This is a genomic window from Roseateles sp. P5_E11 (assembly GCF_054049355.1).
Genome location: NZ_JBFUMO010000070.1, coordinates 1 through 16999, shown reverse-complemented (window position 1 = coordinate 16999; position 16999 = coordinate 1). Strand labels below are relative to the sequence as shown.

Sequence of the window (16999 nt, the reverse complement as noted above, 5' to 3'; positions counted from 1 at the left end):
CCAGAAAGGAATGGCAAGCGGGTGTGTTGCCAGACGGTTCAGCCAAGAGACAAACCGCCCGATCGGGCGGCGGCTGAAGCAAATTCTCGGAGCGCGCGAAATTCAGACCGGCTTGGGAAAACCCCTAGCCATTCTTCAAATGCAGCTGATGCAGGGCCGTTTTGGAGCGCAAGTCATTGATCGCAATGAGATTTATCGCGCCCCCCAAGCATGCGCGGGTGTGGCTGGAATGCTGCAGTTTGCCAACCAGCAATCCATCTTCACGTTCCGCCATGGTTCGGCAGCATGTGAAGATCAAATGTGACCATCTATCTCTTTATTTGATCAGATATGACGTTAAGAGATATGTTTTGAATCACAAGTTGCCAACTGAGTCGAAAGATTCTTGAACTCGTGTTCCAGGTCGCAAAAATAGTTTGCTTGGTTTTCAGCAAAACTTGCTGTCGCCTGCCTGTCGTGGCGGCTGAGATGTTTCATCGGCCCAGGCGCCGTGACAACAGCGCTGCAGCATCCCGCAACGCGGCGGCCAGCGGTGCTTGAAGACTGATGTCCAAGCCGGCAGTGGGCCCGATGGCTGTCAAGGCCAACACCAGGCGCCCGGAGGCGTCGAAGACGGGTGCGGCCGCAGCGCTGACCCCGGCGACGACGCTGTCCCGCGACGTGGCCAGGCCCGCCGCGCGCACGGCGGCGATGACCGCCTCTTCCGGCAGGGTCTGCGCCAGCGCCGCCGCTTCCTCAGTGCGATAGGCCGCGAACAGGCGCCCCGACGCCGTGCCCGCCAGGCTCATCACCGTGCCATGGCGCATGCTGATGTGCACGGGCGTCGGCCCCTCGGCCACGCGCACGATGGTGGGGCCGTGTGTGCCCCAGACGGCAATGGCGACCGTGTGGCCGATCTTTTGGGCCAGTTCCTCGATGACAGGCGTGGCCAGCCTCACGGGGTCGTACTGCTGCAGGCTGATGAGGCCGAGCTGCAGTGCCAGCGGCCCGAGGCCATAGGGCCCGCTGCCGCCCTCCTGTTCCACGAGGCCGAGCTTGATGAAGCTGACGAGGTAGGGATGGGCCTTGGCCGGCGTCATGCCAGCCTCTCGGGCCAGGTCCTTCAATGCCATGGGTCTGCCGCGGTGGGCCAGTGCCAGCAGCAATTGACCACCCACTTCGATGCTCTGGATGCCTCGCGGGGCCTTGGGCTCAACCATGCTGAAAATTCTATATTGGTGAATTGATTTGTAATAGGATAAATTTCGGCTTCGATGTTGGAGACCCGCATGACGACCAAAGCCTTTGCCTCGCAAGCCGACCTGGAAGAGAAAAAGGTCACCTTCGAACGCCTGTCCGAGCACGCCTGGGCCTACACCGCCGAGGGTGACCCCAACACCGGCATCGTCATCGGCCGCGATGCGGTCATGGTGGTGGACACCCAGGCCACGCCCGTCATGGCGGCCGACGTGATCCGTCGCATCCGCGAAGTGACGGCCGCACCGATCAAGTACGTGCTGCTCAGCCACTACCACGCGGTGCGCGTGCTGGGCGCGTCGGCCTTCAAGGCCGAGGGCCTGGAGCAGGTCATTGCCAGCGACGCGACGCTGGCGCTCATCAAGGAGCGCGGCGAGCAGGACAAGGCCAGCGAGATCGGCCGCTTCCCGCGGCTGTTCCGCAACGTCGAGTCCGTGCCGGCAGGGCTGACCTGGCCGACGCTGACGTTCAGCGGCCGGCTCACGCTGGACCTGGGCGGCGTCAAGGTCGAGATGTTCTCGCCCGGCCGCGGCCACACGGCGGGCGACACGGTGGCCTGGCTGCCCGAGGAGCGGGCGCTGTTCAGCGGCGATCTCGTCGAATTCGACGCGACGCCTTACTGCGGCGACGCGCACTTTGCCGACTGGCCGGCAACGCTGGATGCCATCGCCGCGCTCAACGCCAACACMCTCGTGCCAGGGCGTGGACCGGCGTTGAAAGGTGCCGAGCAGGTTGCTGCAGGCTTGTCCGGCACGCGCGCTTTCGTCAGTGAGCTGTTCGCAGCCGTGCAAGCGGGCGTGAATGCCAACGAGGAATTGAAGGCGGTGTACCAGCGCACCCTGGCCGCGCTGCGGCCCAGGTACGGCCATTGGGTCATCTTCGACCACTGCATGCCCTTCGACGTGACCCGCGCCTACGACGAGGCCGGTGGCACATCGCATCCGCGCATCTGGACCGCCGAGCGCGACGTGGAAATGTGGAAGGCCTTGGAAGGGGCCTGACGCGGTATGGATCTGCCGCAGTACCCGTATCACCAGAGTTTGGAGCAGCGCAGCGCCCAGCCGCAGCGCCGCCCGGTCGTTATCGTCGGCGCCGGACCTGTCGGCCTGACGCTGGCGCTCGATCTCGCCAGGCGCGATGTGCCCGTCGTCGTCATCGACGACAGCGACCGCATCGGTGAGGGCTCGCGCGCCGTCTGCTGGGCCAAGAAGACGCTGGAGGTGTTCGACCGTCTCGGCATCGGGGAGGCCATCGCGCGCGAAGGCGTGCGCTGGCAGCGCGGCCGCGTCTTCCACGGCGAGCGCGAGGCGTATGCCTTCGACCTGCTGCCACAGAGCCATCACAAGATGCCGGCGATGGTGAACCTGCAACAGGACGTGGTCGAGGCCAAGCTCGTGCGCGCGGTACAACTGGATGGGCGGATCGAGCTGCGTGGCAAGCATGAGTTGATCGGGCTGGAGCAGGACGAGGCCGGTGTCACGCTGAATGTGCGCACGCCCGACGGCCTGTTCGACATGCGGGCCGACTGGGTCGTTGGCTGCGACGGCGCGCGCAGCCCCACGCGCACGCTGCTGGGCTTGGGCTTTCAAGGACAGGTGTTCGAGGACCGTTTCCTGATCGCCGACGTGCGCCTCGCCCCCGGCGTGCAGCCGCGTGGGCTGGACCCCGCCAAGCCCGAGCGCTGGTTCTGGTTCGATCCGCCTTTCCACCGCGGCCAGTCCGTGCTGCTGCATGCGCAGGCTGATGGCTTGTGGCGCATCGACTTCCAGCTCGGCCGCGATGCGAATGTTGAGGCGGAGCGCGAAACCGAGCGCATCAAGGCTCGCGTTGCCGCCATGCTGGGCACCGACGGTTTCGAGCTGGCTTGGTCATCGATCTACCAATTCTGTTGCCGCCGCGCCGAGCGCTTCCGTGTGGGCCGTGTGCTGCTGGCCGGCGACGCGGCCCACCAGGTCTCTCCCTTTGGCGCGCGCGGCGCCAACAGCGGTGTGCAGGACGCCGACAACCTGGGCTGGAAGCTGGCCGCCGTGCTGAAGGGCGAAGGGGGCGACATGCTGCTGGACGCCTATGAGTTCGAGCGCATCGAGGCGGCGGACGACAACATCGGCCACTCCACGCGCGCGACCGACTTCATCAGCCCCAAGAGCGCGCTCAGCTTGCGGCTGCGCAAGGCGGCGCTGGACCTGGCCGCACGCACCGACTTCGCCAAACCCTTGGTCAACAGCGGCCGTCTGTCCGCGCCGACCGAGCATGTCGACTCGCCGCTGAGCACGCCGGACACCGAGGCCTGGGCGGGTGGCCCTGCACCGGGTTGCCCGGCGCCGGACGCACCGTTGGACGAGGGCTGGCTCAGCGAACTGTTCGGCTCGGAGTTCGTGCTGCTGGCCTTCGGCTGGCCGGTGCCAGCGGCCGGTGTGCGTGTGGTCACGCTGCCGGCTGAGGGCGTTGCGGCCACGCGCTACGGCGCACGGCCCGGCAGCGTTCATCTGATCCGTCCCGACGCCATCGTGGCTGCGCGCTGGCACCGCTTCGATGCCGACGTGCTGCGCGCCGCGCTGGCCCGAGCTCAAGGGAAGCCCGATGCATAAATTGACACTGACCCCAAATTTCGGGGGCGAGGCGGATGTTTTCTACGCCGAGCTCATTGCCGCCCAGGCCGGCCTCACCGACGCCGCCGCGGCCGACTGGCTGGCGCGGCTTGCGTTGATCCTGTGCAACCACATTGGCGACCGTGAGGTGCTTCGGCAAGCCTTCGCGTTGGCGCACGAACACCATGACTGAACTGAGCTCCATGAAGTACCTGACGGGCTTTGGCAACCAGCACACCAGCGAAGCCGTGCCCGGCGCACTGCCCATCGGCCGCAACAGCCCGCAGCGCGCGCCGCACGGGCTGTATGCCGAGCTGCTGTCCGGCAGCGCCTTCACCGCACCGCGGGCCGACAACCAGCGCACCTGGATGTACCGTCGCCGGCCGTCGGTCGTCGTCGGGGGCTACGAGGCGTTGTCGCAGGCGCTCTGGAAAAGCGGTGCGGCGGAGGGCGAATGCGCCTCGCCCGATCCGTTGCGCTGGGGGCCGACGCCCATGCAAGGCGACGGCGACTTCGTCGACGGCCTGCGCAGCTATGCCGTCAACGGCGAGGTCGGCATGACGGGCATGGGTGCCCACGCCTATGTCGCCACGCGCTCCATGGGTCGCCGCGCCCTGGTGAACGCCGATGCCGAGATGCTGCTCGTGCCGCAGCAAGGCCGCCTGCTGGTGACCACCGAACTGGGCCGGCTGGAAGTGGTACCCGGCTCCATCGCGCTGCTGCCGCGCGGCATGGCCTTCAAGGTCGACCCGCTCGACGTGCCCGCCCGCGGCTATGTCTGCGAGAACTTCGGCGCGGCGATGCGGCTGCCCGAACTCGGCCCCATCGGCTCCAACGGCCTCGCCAACGCGCGGGACTTCGAGGCGCCGGTGGCCTGGCATGAGCTGGAGGAGGGCGAATACGAGATCGTCAAGCGCTACGGCGGCAAGCTCTGGCGCGCGAAGCAGGCGCACAGCCCCTTCAACGTCGTGGCCTGGCACGGCAACCTCACTCCCTATCGGTACGACACGTCGCGCTTCATGACGATCAACACCGTCAGCTTCGACCACCCGGACCCCAGCATCTTCACGGTGCTGACCAGCCCCAGCGACACGCCCGGCTGGGCCAATGTCGATTTCGTCATCTTCCCGCCGCGCTGGATGGTGGCCGAGGACACGTTCAGGCCCCCCTGGTACCACCGCAATGTGATGAGCGAGTTCATGGGCCTGGTGCTGGGCCAGTACGACGCCAAGCCCGAGGGCTTCAAGCCCGGTGGCGCCAGCCTGCACAACAGCTATGTGCCGCACGGCCCCGACACCGAGGCCTTCGACAAGGCCAGCGGCGCCGACTTGAAGCCGCACAAGCTGGACGCCACATTGGCCTTCATGTTCGAGACGCGCTGGCCATTGAAGCCCACGAGCTGGGCGCTACGTGACGCGCCGCTGGAGGCGACCTACGCCAACTGCTGGCAAGGTCTGAAAGACGAGTTCAAAGCATGATTGATCACACGCACGACCAAGCCGCTCTCTCCTGGGTCGCCTCGGCCAACGACCCGGCCACCGACTTCCCGCTGCAGAACCTGCCGTTCTGCTCTTTCCGCCGCACCGGCACGTTGGAGCCCTGGCGTGTGGGCGTCGGCATCGGCGACCAGATCCTCGACCTGACCGGCTGGGGCATCACCGATCTCAACGCCCTGATGGCTCGACCCAGCGGCGAGCGCCGCGCGCTTCGCCATCGCCTGTTTGATACCTTGAAGGCCGGCTCGCCTGAACTCGAACTCGTGCCGCAGCCCGAGGCCGAGTACACGTTGCCCTGCCGCATCGGCGACTACACCGATTTCTACACCGGCATCCACCACGCCCGTGCCATCGGCAAGCTGTTCCGCCCGGACAACCCGTTGTTGCCCAACTACCAGTGGGTGCCCATCGGCTATCACGGCCGCAGCTCCTCCATCGTCGTCAGCGGCACGCCGCTGCGCCGGCCCAAGGGCCAGGTCAAGCCACCGGACGCCGAGGTGCCCGTCTTCAAGCCCAGCGCGCGCGTCGACTGCGAACTGGAGCTGGGCCTTTTCGTCGGGCCCGGCAACGCACTGGGCGAACCTTTCGGCATCGATGAAGCGGACGAGCACGCCTTCGGCCTCACGCTGCTCAACGACTGGTCGGCCCGCGACATCCAGCCCTGGGAGTACCAGCCGCTCGGGCCCTTCCTGGCCAAGAACTTCGGCACGACGATCTCGCCGTGGATCGTGACGATGGAGGCGTTGGCGCCCTTCCGCATCCCATTCACGCGGCCCGACGGCGACCCGCAGCCGCTGCCCTATCTCGACTCGCCGGCGCATCGCGCGAACGCGAGCTTCGATATCGAGCTGGAGGTCTGGTTCAAGACACCGGCCATGAGCGAGGCGACACGGCTGTCACGCTCCAACCTGCGCCACGCCTACTGGTCGCTGGCGCAGATGTTGACCCACCATGCGAGCAATGGCTGCAACCTGCAGCCGGGTGATCTGCTGGGCACTGGCACCATCAGCGGGCCTGCGCCGGAAGAGGCTGGCTCGTTGCTGGAGTTGACTGCAGGTGGCAAGCAGCCGATCACGCTGCCCAATGGCGAGACACGCACCTTCGTGCTCGACGGCGACACTCTCGGCCTGCGCGCCTTTGCGGAAAAACCCGGATACCGGCGCATCGGTTTCGGCGCCTGCGACGGGCAAATCACGGCCGCGACCTGACCCTGTCTTGCGCCAACGTAACGTCGGCGCAATGAAGTCCAACAAAGCGCAACGCCTTGCTCCAGGTGTGAGCGCCGCCGCTAGATTGCGGGCACTGGCCAGGGTCTGACGACAAGAGACAACGCAGCCCTGGCCTTCTGAGTTGAGCCCCACCCGATGGCACATCCGCCATGGGCGAGGCCCCTTGTTGTCCAACAAAACTCGTTGCCCAGGAGCACCTACGTGGCCAAGCCTCACTTCAAGCCCCTTCTCTTGCCCCGACTCATCGGCCTGGCACTCGGCGCGACAGCGCTTGGCGCCATGGCCCAGGACGCCGCCCAGCAGCTCGACACCGTCGAGATCCGCGGCGTGCGGGCCACGCTGAAGAAGAACCTCGCCGAGAAGCGCGAGTCGCAGAACATCGTCGACTCCATCAGCGCCGAGGACGTCGGCAAGTTCCCCGACAAGAACGTGGCCGACTCGCTGCAGCGCGTGCCCGGCATCTCGGTGGACCGCATCTGGGGCGAGGGCAAGGCCATCTTCGTGCGCGGCACGGACAAGAACCTCAACATGACGCAGCTCAACGGCCAGGCTGTCGCGTCGTCGGAGTGGTGGCTGAACGAGCCGCAGACGCGCAGCTTCAACTACGACGTGCTGCCGTCGGAGATCGTCGGTAGCCTGGATGTGTTCAAGAGCCCGTCGGCCGACCTGGATGAAGGCAGCATCGGCGGCCTCGTCATCGTCAAGACCCGCAAGCCGCTGGCCTTCAAGGACCAGCTCACGCTGCAGGCCTCCGCCGAGGCCATGTACAGCAAGCTGCCCGGCAAGACCGACCCGCAGGTGTCGGGCCTGTTGAACTGGAAGAGCGACGACAAGACCTTCGGCGTGTTGCTGGCCATCAGCAGCCAGAAGCGCCACATGCGCCGCGACGGCCTGGAGCAGTTCTCCGACGGCAAGTACGACGTGAAGGACCAAAACGGTGCTGTCACCAACGCCTATGCCTCCTGGGGTGGTGGCTCGGCCATCTTCCGCCAGGAGCGCGAACGCACGACGACCAACCTCGCGCTGCAGTTTCAGCCCAACCCGGCCACTGACATCGTCCTGAATCTGATGGATTCGGACATGAAGATGAACAACAACAACCAGAACTACCTCTGGCAGGCCGGCGGCCTGGCGGTGGGCGGCGTCATCAGCGCTGTCGACCCGAAGTTCATCACCGTGGCCGATGGCAGCAAGGCGCTGGTTGGCGGCACGGTCGGTCCCAAGACCGGCGTGTCCTTCGAGCCCATCTATCGCGAGAGCTACATCAAGAGCCGCGTGGCGGACCTGGACGGTACTTACCAAGGCGGCAACTGGCAGCTGCACGGCCAGGTCGGCACCACCAACAGCTCGGGCGGCAGCTCGCATGACCGCCACTTCTGGATGGAGGGCGACACGCGCACGACGATCTCGCTCGGGCCGGATCACTACGGCGTGAAGTACCTCGACATCAACCCGCTCGACCCCAAGGTTTTGACGCTCAAGGCCGGCGACGATCGCATCCGCCGCATGGAGGCCAAGGAGAACTACGCCCAGGGCGACGTGACCTTCGATCTCGACAGTGGCGTCATCAAGGCCGTGAAGCTGGGACTCAAGCTGCGCGACAACACGCTGAAGAACACCCGCATCCAGGGCACCGCCGGCCCAGGCTCCACGGGCTGGCAATCGTTCAGCCTGTCTGACCTGTCCACCGGCCCCTCGCCGCTGCTGAGCCAGGCGGCGGCCACGTCCGACGCGCTGACCCAATACGCCTGGTATGACGACGCGCTGGTTGCGAGCAAGGGCATCCCGATGTTCGACAAGGCCATGACGTACAAGGACGTGCTCAACGAGAACTACCAGATCAAGGAGCGCATCAGCGCCGTCTACGCCAAGGCCGACTATGCGATGGGGCAGTTGCGCGGTGATTTCGGCCTGCGCTTCGTGCGCACGCAGCAGACCTCTGACGGCTACCTCGGCAACGCCAGCGGCGGCTTCTCGCCCACCAGCGTCGGCAACAACTACACCGATGCGCTGCCCAGCCTGAACGTCGTCTACGACCTCAGCAAGCAGCTGATCCTGCGCGGCTCGGTCTCGCGCGCCATGGCCCGCCAGACCTTCGACCTGCTCAGCCCAGGCATGCGTCGCGACGGCACCGTGCTGTCCAAGGGCTATGCCGGCAACCCGCTGCTCAAGCCGGTGCACGCCAACCAGGCCGAGATCGGCGCCGAGTGGTACTACGCCGATGYGGCGCTGATCTCGGGCACCTTCTTCATCAAGAAGCTCGACACCTTCACCTACAAGGCTTCCAAGTCCGAGCAGGTGGGCAGCGAGACGCTGACCATCGAGCGCCCCTACAACGCCGACAACGGCGCCGACATCAAGGGCTTCGAACTGCAGTGGCAGCAGCCCTTCGGCAACACAGGTTTCGGCACCGTCGTGAACTACACCTTCACCGACGCCAAGGCCGGCGCCGTGGCCGGCCAGCCGCGCCTGAAGGTGCTGGGAAATTCGCGTGACCAGTTCAACTTCAGCGGCTACTACGAGCAGGGGCCCATCACGCTGCGCGTCTCGTACAACTACCGCTCCAAGAGCTATGGCAACGTGGAGATGGGCGGCCAGGTCGTCAACAGCGCCTACGGCCAGTGGGATGCGTCGGCCAGCTGGGACGTGACGCCGAAGATCGCGTTGTATGCGAGTGCGGTGAACCTCAACAACGAGGTCATCAAGTCCAACACGGTCGATGGCATCCCTGTCGGTGTCTACGAAAACGGCGCTCGCTACAGCGTCGGCGTGCGAGCCAAGTTCTAAGGTTCGACCTCTGTTGCGGTTCCTGGCGGCGGTGTACACCCACCGCTGCCAGCCCTTGCCTGACGCCTTCTCAAATGCACACCAAAACCCTCACACCCACGGCAGGCCAGGGCGTGCTGCTGCCGATGATCTTCATCGGGCTGATGTTCTTCATCCTCGGCTTCGTCACCTGGTTGAACGGCTCGCTGATTCCCTTCCTCAAGATCGTCTGCGAGCTGAACAACTTCCAGGCGCTGTGGGTGGCGTTTGCCTTCTACATCGCCTACACGGTCATGGCACTGCCGAGCGYGGCCATCCTGGCGCGCATCGGCTACAAGAAAGGCATGACGGCTGCATTGGGCGTCATGGCCATCGGCGCACTGGCCTTCATTCCGGCGGCGCGCTCAGGCGCCTACCCAGTCTTCCTGCTGGCGCTGTTCACGTTGGCCAGCGGYATGACCTTGATGCAGACGGCCATCAACCCCTACATCGTCTGCATCGGTTCGCGCGAGAGCGCGGCCATGCGTATCTCGATCATGGGCTTGTTCAACAAGGGCGCCGGCATCGTCGTGCCGCTGGTGTTCTCGGCGCTGATCCTGTCCGGCATGGAACGCTTCTCCGAGTCGGCGCTTGCGGCGGTCGATGCGGCGGGGCGGGAAGCGCTACGCAACGAGCTGTCGCAGCGCCTGGTCTTTCCCTATGCGGTGATGGCCGTGGGGTTGGTCATCTTCATGGCGCTCATCCACTTCTCGTCGCTGCGCGAGCCCGAGCTGGAAGCGGCTGATGCACCCACCGGTGCCGTGAAGCGCTGGGGCGTCTTCCAGCATCCGCAGGTGGTGCTCGGTGCGATGGCCTTGTTCGGCTATGTCGGTGTGGAAGTCATCGCCGGCGATACCATCGGCCTGTATGGCCGTGAACTTGGCGTGGCCCACTACGGCGTGTTGACGTCCTACACCATGGGCTTCATGGTGCTGGGCTATCTGCTCGGCGTGGCGCTGATTCCGCGCTGGATGTCACAGCGTCTGGCCCTGATCTTCTCGGCCGTCAGCGGCATCGCCTTCGTGCTCGGCGTGGCCATGTCGTCGCCGACGGAGTCGGGCATCTCGCAGGCCCTGCTGGGTTGGGCCGGCGTGCCGTCGGTCCCGAACACGGTGTTCTTCCTCGCCATGCTAGGCCTGTCCAACGCGCTGGTCTGGCCGTCCATCTGGCCGCTGGCGCTCGAAGGCCTGGGCAAGTACACGGCGGCCGGTTCGGCCCTGCTCATCATGGGCATCGCGGGCGGTGCGCTGATCCCCATGCTCTACGGCCACTTCGCCGATGTGTGGACGCCGCAGCGGGGCTACTGGGTCATGCTGCCCTGGTACGGGCTCATCCTGTTCTACGCGCTGTTCGGCAGCCGGCTCAGGAAATGGTGAGGCTGTCGTCCGGGGCTCGCCGCGGCTGCTGATGCAGCCCTCGTCGGGGGTGCGAGGGCAGGGCAGCGGACCTACGCTGTCGCGATCGCCTGCTCGGCCAAGTTGCGGATGACGTCCGTGAACGCTTGAACCGCGGTGCTGGGGGGCTCGTCTCGCAATGTGATCAGGCCGAAGTCGGGCATGCGATCGGGGAGGTCGGCGGCAATTCGCGTCAGCAGACCCCGCCGCACGTACTTGTCCACCAGCGCAGCAGGCTGCAGCGACAGCATGTGGGTGCTCTGCATCAGCTCAATCGCAAACAGGAACGACGGCGTCTCGACAATGCCCGAGGTGAGCGACAGGCCCGTGCTGCTGAAGATGTCGTCCGACACCTTGCGCAGCGCCGTGGACGTCGGATAGAGGATCCACGGCCAGCGCGAGAGTTCCAAAAGCCCCGGTGCCTGAACGCCGCGCAGCGGATGGTGAACGCCGGCAGTGATCTGCAATCCTTCGCCGGCGAGCCTTTCGTACTGGAACTGGTCGCTTTGCGATTTGTCGGTGAAACGGCCGATCATCACGTCGATCTTGCGCTCGGCCAGCCAGATGATCAGCTGGTCGCTGCTCTGTTCCAGGATCTTCAACACCAGCAACGGACGCAGGCGCTGCAGCTCGGCCACCGCCGCAATCAGCAGGTGCGCCGCCGAGCCCGAGATGGCGCCGATCGTCAGATGACCGTGCCCACCCTGCTTCAGGGTGCTGAACTCGTCGACKAACTTGCGATGGCTGTCCAGCGCCGCGTGGGCGTAGCGCAAGGTGAACAGGCCCAGCTCATTCGGCCGCATGCCACGCGGCAGACGATCGAACAGGCGTGACTCCAGCATCTCCTCGATGTCCATGAGCACCTTGGTGGCCGCCGGCTGGGTGATGTGCATCTGTTCGGCAGTCAGCCGCAGATTGCGTGTCCGTCCCAGGATGTCGAGGAAGTGCAGATGCCTGAAACGCAGCCGGGCCAGTTGCGCCACAGCCAAGGGTTTCCCAGGGGGCTTGTCGGAACTCATCAGCATTTGGAATGGATGCTAGCTAAAAAATTCAGTGGACTGGGCTCCTGGGCTCACCTAGCCTCCAGCTCCACCAAGAACCGCCCCAGAGGGGCCGGCAGGTCGGAGCAAGGTCGCACGCTCCGAACTTCACGATCCTGGAGACATCATGCAAATCAGATCACTTGGCCTCGCCGCGGCCCTGCTCGCCGCCCTCGCCGGCCCCGCTTCGGCGCAAATCAAGGAGCACGTGTTCAAGGTCGGCATCGGCCTCAGCGACGACCATCCTCAGGCGAAGGCGCTGAAGTTCTTCGCCGAACAGCTGGCAGCCAAGAGCGGCGGCAAGCTGGTGGCGCGTGTCTTCGCCAGCGGCGCGCTGGGCAACGACATCAGCATGACGTCGGCGCTGCGGGGCGGCACCCTTGAGATGACCGTCCCCGACAGCTCGACGCTCGTGTCCCTCGTCAAGCCCTTCGGCGTGATCAACCTGCCTTTGACCTTCAACAACGAGCAGGAAGCCGATGCGGTGCTGGACGGCCCCTTTGGCCAGAAGCTGCTGGCCACGCTGCCCGAGAAAGGCCTGATTGGCCTGGGCTTCTGGGAAAACGGCTTCCGCCACGTCACCAACTCGCGCCGCCCCGTGCAGCGCGCGGACGACCTGAGCGGCCTGAAGCTTCGCGTCATCCAGAGTCCACTGTTCCTGGACACCTTCAACGCATTGGGTGCGAACGCCACGCCGATGCCCTTCACCGAGTTGTACACGGCGATGGAGCAGTCGGCGGTGGATGGCCAGGAGAACCCCGCCGCCACCATCCTGGCCAGCAAGTTCTACGAGGTGCAGAAGCACATGGTGCTGTCGCGGCACATGTACAGCGCCTGGGTGTTGCTGATGTCCAAGAAGACCTGGGACGGCCTCTCGGCGGACGAACGAAAGATCGTGCAGGACGCCGCACGCGAAGCCACGCTGTACGAGCGCAAGACCATCCGCGCGTTCTCCGAGACGGCCCTGGCCGAGCTCAAGAAGGCCGGCATGCAGATCACCGACCTGCCGGCGGCCGAGCAGGCCAAGATGCGCAGCAAGCTGCAGCCGGTGCTGGCCAAGTTCAGCAAGGAGTTCGGCGAGGACACGACGGCGGAGTTGAATGCCGAACTGGCCAAGGTGCGCAGCGGCACGGCAGCCGCCAAGTAGTTTGTTCCACAGGGAGGCGCAGCCATCCGCCTGGCGCCCTCCTTGGTTCGGCACGGCCTGCCGGCATGGCGCATCGCCACGCGCTCCGCGTCCCACCTTTCACAACATCCGAGAAGCCTGAATGACCGCGACAACGACCGCCCTGCCTGCGCGCGCCGAGGGCGTGCACCCCCTGCTGCCGCAAGACGGCCTGGCCGGCACGCTGGTGGGYCGCGTCTGGCGCGCTGGCACGCCCGGTGGCCCGTCCGTGGTGGTGCTGCGCCCGGAGGGCGTGTTCGACGTCAGCCGGCACTTCGCCACCATGAGCACCTTGCTCGAGACAGACGATCCGGCGTCGGCCGCGCGCTCGGTGACCGGCGAGTTCTTGTGCACCGTCGACGCATTGCTGGACAACAGCAAGGCCGAAGGCCGCGACCCGGCTTTGCCGTGGCTGCTGGCGCCATGCGACCTGCAAGTGGTCAAAGCCGCTGGCGTCACCTTTGCCTCGAGCTTGATCGAGCGTGTGATCGAGGAGCAGGCGCGCGGCGACGCCGGTCGTGCCCAAGCGCTGCGCAGCCAGGTCCTGGCGCTGATCGGCGACAGCCTGGCCGACATCCGCCCTGGGTCGCCTCAGGCGCAGGCGCTGAAGACGCTGCTGCAGCAGAAGAACCTGTGGTCGCAGTACCTGGAGGTCGGCATCGGGCCGGATGCCGAGGTCTTCACCAAGGCGCCGGTGCTCGCGGCCGTGGGGCATGGCCAGGACATCGGCATCCGCGCCGATTCCGCCTGGAACAACCCCGAGCCCGAGGTCGTGCTGGCTGTCAACAGCCGGGGCGTCATCGTCGGCGCAGCACTGGGCAACGACGTGAACCTGCGCGACATCGAAGGTCGCAGCGCGCTGCTGCTCGGCAAGGCCAAGGACAACAACGCCTCCTGTGCCATCGGCCCCTTCATCCGCCTGTTCGACGACCCGTTCGGCCTGAGCGAGGTGCGCCGCGAGACCGTGCACCTGCACGTGAGCGGGGACGACGGCTACGCGCTGCGCGGCATCAACACCATGGCCAAGATCAGCCGCGACCCGGTCGACCTCGTGGCCCAGACGATGGCCAGCCATCAATACCCCGACGGCTTCATGCTGTTCCTGGGCACGCTGTTCGCGCCCACCGAAGACCGTGACGAGCCCGGCAGCGGCTTCACCCACAAGCTGGGCGACGTGGTCACCATCCACAGCCACTGGCTGGGCAGCCTGCAAAACCGCGTGACGCATTGCGAGACGGCGCCGCCGTGGCGCTTCGGCCTGCGCGCCCTCATAGGCAACCTGGCTGAACGCGGCCTGCTGCAGGGGGCGCGGCTGTGACAGCCGGGCGTCTCGTGGGGAAGGCGCCTTGATCGACGTCGCCATCCAGCGGCTGTGCCGCGCCATCGACTTGGCTGTCGGCGCTGCACTCGCCGTGATGGTGGTGCTGGTGTTCGGCAACGTCGTGCTGCGCTATGCCTTCAACTCCGGCATCGCCGTCAGTGAAGAAGTCTCGCGCTGGCTGTTCGTCTGGCTGTGCTTCATGGGCGCCGTGGTGGCGATGAAGGACGGCGCACACCTGGGCACCGACATGCTCGTGTCGCGCTTGCCGGTGGCGGGCAAGAAGGCCTGCATGGTGTTGGGCCACCTGCTCATGCTGTACCTGACCTGGCTGTTCCTTCAGGGCAGTTGGCAGCAGGCTCGCATCAACCTGGACGTGGCAGCGCCGGTGACCGGCGCATCCATGGCCATCTTCTATGCGCCGGGCGTGGTCTTCTCTGTYTGCGCCGGTATCCTGCTGCTGTTGCAGCTCGCACGGCTGCTGACCGGCAACCTCGAGGAGAGCGACCTCGTGATGGTCACGGAGTCCGAAGAGCAGGCCGAGCTCGAAGCCCTGCAGGCCGAGTTGGCGCGCAGCGAACCGCAGCGTGATCAGCCACCTGCCCACGGCGCCGGCGACACACCCGGTCGCCCACATCAATGACGGTCCTCATCTTCCTCGGCAGCCTGCTCGGCGCCATGGCACTGGGCATACCCATCGCCTATGCCCTGCTGGCGAGCGGCGTCGCGTTGATGTGGCATCTGGACCTGTTCGACGCGCAGATCCWGGCGCAGAACTTCATCAACGGTGCGGACAGTTTTCCGCTGCTGGCGGTGCCGTTCTTCATGCTGGCCGGCGAGATCATGAACGTCGGCGGGCTGTCGCAGCGCATCGTCAACTTCGCGCTGGCGCTCGTGGGCCACGTCAAGGGTGGGTTGGGCTACGTCGTGATCCTCGCGGCCTGCCTGCTGTCGGCGCTGTCGGGCTCGGCGGTGGCTGACGCTGCCGCGCTGACGGCGCTGCTGCTGCCGATGATGATCAAGGCTGGGCACAAGAGGGAAGTGTCCGGCGGACTGATCGCGGCGGCGGGTGTCATCGGTCCCATCATTCCGCCGAGCATCGGCTTCGTCATTTTCGGCGTCGCCGCCAATGTGTCGATCAGCAAGCTGTTCATCGCCGGCATCGTCCCCGGCATCATGATCGGCATCGGCCTGGCGCTGACCTGGTGGTGGGTCGGCCGCAAGGAGGYGCTGGCCTTGCCTCAACGCAAGACGCGCGCCGAAGTCTGGGCCGCGGCACGCGAGTCGGTGTGGGCGCTCATGCTGCCGGTCTTCATCCTGGTGGGGCTGCGGATGGGCGTGTTCACGCCTACTGAAGCAGCGGTCGTGGCCGCGGTCTACGCGCTGTTCGTCAGCACCGTGCTGTACCGCGAGCTGAAGCTGCAGGCGCTGATGCGCATCTTCATCACGGCCGCGCGCACCACGGCGGTGGTCATGTTCCTGGTGGCTTCGGCCATGGTGTCTGCATGGCTGGTCACGGTGGCCAATTTGCCGGTGCAGATGGTGGACCTGCTTCGTCCGCTGCTGGACAACCAGACGCTGCTCCTGACCGCCATCATGGTGCTCGTGATGCTCGTGGGCACGGCCATGGACATGACGCCCACCATCCTGATCCTGACGCCGGTGCTGATGCCGTTGATCAAGGCGGCCGGCATCGACCCGGTCTACTTCGGCGTGCTCTTCATCGTCAACAACTCCATCGGCCTGATCACGCCGCCGGTCGGCACCGTCCTCAACGTGGTGGCTGGCGTTGGCCGCATGAAGATGGACGAGGTCACGCGCGGGGTCCTGCCCTTCATGGCCGCCCAGTTCGCGGTGATGTTCGTGATGGTCCTGTTCCCTCAGACCGTGCTCGCACCGCTGCGCTGGTTCTATTGAAGCCTCGGCCGCTTCGAGCTTGAAGCCGCCGGTCGCCTTTGCAGCGGTTGCTGCCGGTCGAGATGATGGCCACGGAGGTTAGGTCTCGGCCAGGAGCCGTCACTCGCGGGCGGTTGGTATGCGGAGACCAGCACAGCCGAGCTGCACTGGTCCGGTTGCCAGCGTCTGGGTCTTTTGCGCCGATACGCCTGGGAGAGTGGCTGGAAAGACGGCGGTTAGGGGCGTATCGTGATGCAAGCAGCACTGCGTTTCAGCGCTTGACCGGGTCCAGCGTCAGCAAGGTGATGTCGTTGCTGCGCATGGGCACGGTGAAGTTCAGCAGGCCGTCCTTGCCGATGTTGACGGTGCGCTTTATTTCGGGAAGGTCGCGGGTCAGTGACTGCAGCTTGGCAAGCTGCGCCGCATCGAGGTTGGTGGGCGAACCCATCTCGAGGTAAGCGGTGTAGGCGTCGTTGGCCTTGTAGCCGGCGCGACGCAGCTCGAGCCGATAGGCGCCCGGCTTCAGGTTTCGCAGCGCGAGCTTGAGCGCTGGCGCCGGGCCGTTGGGCACCGGCTTGGCGAAGAACACGCCGTTAGCGGTGCTCTTTTGATCAGGATGCTGCCAGTCCCATGCCACGACGGCCGTCTTGTCGCCGTCGACTGCGGCCAGTACCTTGTCGTCGGCGCTCGGGATCTCATTGCCGCGTAGCGCATTGAGGTACTTGTAGGCGAACCAAGTCGTCTTGCGCAGGCCATCGCGTGTCATCAAGCCGAAGCCGCCATGGAAGGCGCGGGGCGGCGGGCCCGGCTCCTCGAACAGGTCGCTGTAGGT

Annotated in this window: 15 protein-coding genes; 12 read left to right on the top strand and 3 right to left on the bottom strand. The window is 65.8% G+C overall.

Annotation, left to right across the window (positions count from 1 at the left end; translation table 11 throughout):
* The coding region (locus ACXJKR_RS08190) for a hypothetical protein (protein WP_457322272.1) at window positions 1-304 on the top strand (304 nt) is incomplete at its 5' end.
* Between the two features lie 169 nt (window positions 305-473).
* On the opposite strand, the gene ACXJKR_RS08185 is transcribed toward ACXJKR_RS08190, so the two are convergent.
* A complete protein-coding gene (locus ACXJKR_RS08185; RefSeq protein ID WP_056203845.1) occupies window positions 474-1199 on the bottom strand; it encodes an IclR family transcriptional regulator in 726 nt (241 codons plus the stop codon).
* Between the two features lie 69 nt (window positions 1200-1268).
* On the opposite strand from ACXJKR_RS08185, the gene ACXJKR_RS08180 reads away from it, so the two are divergent.
* The 7 genes from ACXJKR_RS08180 to ACXJKR_RS08150 all read left to right on the top strand — a co-directional run bounded on the left by ACXJKR_RS08180 (window position 1269) and on the right by ACXJKR_RS08150 (window position 10730).
* Window positions 1269-2237, top strand: a complete 969-nt coding sequence (locus ACXJKR_RS08180) for an MBL fold metallo-hydrolase (RefSeq protein ID WP_457322270.1) — start codon at window positions 1269-1271, stop codon at window positions 2235-2237.
* Between the two features lie 6 nt (window positions 2238-2243).
* The gene (locus ACXJKR_RS08175) at window positions 2244-3824 is read left to right on the top strand and encodes an FAD-dependent oxidoreductase (RefSeq protein WP_457322268.1); all 1581 of its coding nucleotides are present in this window, start codon (window positions 2244-2246) and stop codon (window positions 3822-3824) included.
* A 1-nt stretch (window position 3825) separates the two neighbouring features.
* Window positions 3826-4017: a DUF2783 domain-containing protein gene (locus tag ACXJKR_RS08170; RefSeq protein WP_457322267.1), complete on the top strand. Its 192-nt coding sequence runs from the start codon at window positions 3826-3828 to the stop codon at window positions 4015-4017.
* A complete protein-coding gene (hmgA, locus tag ACXJKR_RS08165) occupies window positions 4010-5302 on the top strand; it encodes a homogentisate 1,2-dioxygenase (RefSeq protein WP_457322265.1) in 1293 nt (430 codons plus the stop codon). The genes ACXJKR_RS08170 and hmgA overlap by 8 nt, the downstream gene beginning before the upstream one ends.
* Window positions 5299-6528, top strand: a complete 1230-nt coding sequence (gene fahA, locus ACXJKR_RS08160) for a fumarylacetoacetase (protein ID WP_457322263.1) — start codon at window positions 5299-5301, stop codon at window positions 6526-6528. The genes hmgA and fahA overlap by 4 nt, the downstream gene beginning before the upstream one ends.
* A 222-nt stretch (window positions 6529-6750) precedes the next feature.
* Window positions 6751-9336, top strand: a complete 2586-nt coding sequence (locus ACXJKR_RS08155; RefSeq protein WP_457322261.1) for a TonB-dependent receptor — start codon at window positions 6751-6753, stop codon at window positions 9334-9336.
* Window positions 9337-9410: 74 nt separating this feature from the next.
* Window positions 9411-10730, top strand: coding sequence for a sugar MFS transporter (locus tag ACXJKR_RS08150; protein ID WP_457322259.1), 1320 nt, complete (start codon window positions 9411-9413; stop codon window positions 10728-10730).
* A 71-nt stretch (window positions 10731-10801) separates the two neighbouring features.
* Here the strand turns inward: ACXJKR_RS08150 and ACXJKR_RS08145 are convergent, their stop codons facing one another.
* A complete protein-coding gene (locus ACXJKR_RS08145) occupies window positions 10802-11767 on the bottom strand; it encodes a LysR substrate-binding domain-containing protein (protein ID WP_457322257.1) in 966 nt (321 codons plus the stop codon).
* 148 nt (window positions 11768-11915) lie between these two features.
* Between ACXJKR_RS08145 and ACXJKR_RS08140 the strand changes: the two genes are divergently transcribed.
* From ACXJKR_RS08140 to ACXJKR_RS08125, 4 genes are all read left to right on the top strand, one after another.
* On the top strand, window positions 11916-12935 hold the full coding sequence (locus ACXJKR_RS08140; RefSeq protein ID WP_457322255.1) for a TRAP transporter substrate-binding protein: 1020 nt from the start codon (window positions 11916-11918) through the stop codon (window positions 12933-12935).
* A gap of 121 nt (window positions 12936-13056) precedes the next feature.
* Window positions 13057-14271: a fumarylacetoacetate hydrolase family protein gene (locus ACXJKR_RS08135; RefSeq protein ID WP_457322254.1), complete on the top strand. Its 1215-nt coding sequence runs from the start codon at window positions 13057-13059 to the stop codon at window positions 14269-14271.
* A 28-nt stretch (window positions 14272-14299) separates the two neighbouring features.
* Window positions 14300-14914 carry a TRAP transporter small permease gene (locus tag ACXJKR_RS08130; RefSeq protein WP_457322252.1) on the top strand — a complete coding sequence of 205 codons (615 nt, stop codon included), beginning with the start codon at window positions 14300-14302 and terminating at the stop codon, window positions 14912-14914.
* The gene (locus ACXJKR_RS08125; protein WP_457322250.1) at window positions 14911-16188 is read left to right on the top strand and encodes a TRAP transporter large permease subunit; all 1278 of its coding nucleotides are present in this window, start codon (window positions 14911-14913) and stop codon (window positions 16186-16188) included. Before ACXJKR_RS08130 ends, ACXJKR_RS08125 begins: the two co-directional genes overlap by 4 nt.
* Before the next feature lie 250 nt (window positions 16189-16438).
* On the opposite strand, the gene ACXJKR_RS08120 is transcribed toward ACXJKR_RS08125, so the two are convergent.
* The coding region (locus tag ACXJKR_RS08120; protein ID WP_457322248.1) for a GH39 family glycosyl hydrolase at window positions 16439-16999 on the bottom strand (561 nt) is incomplete at its 5' end.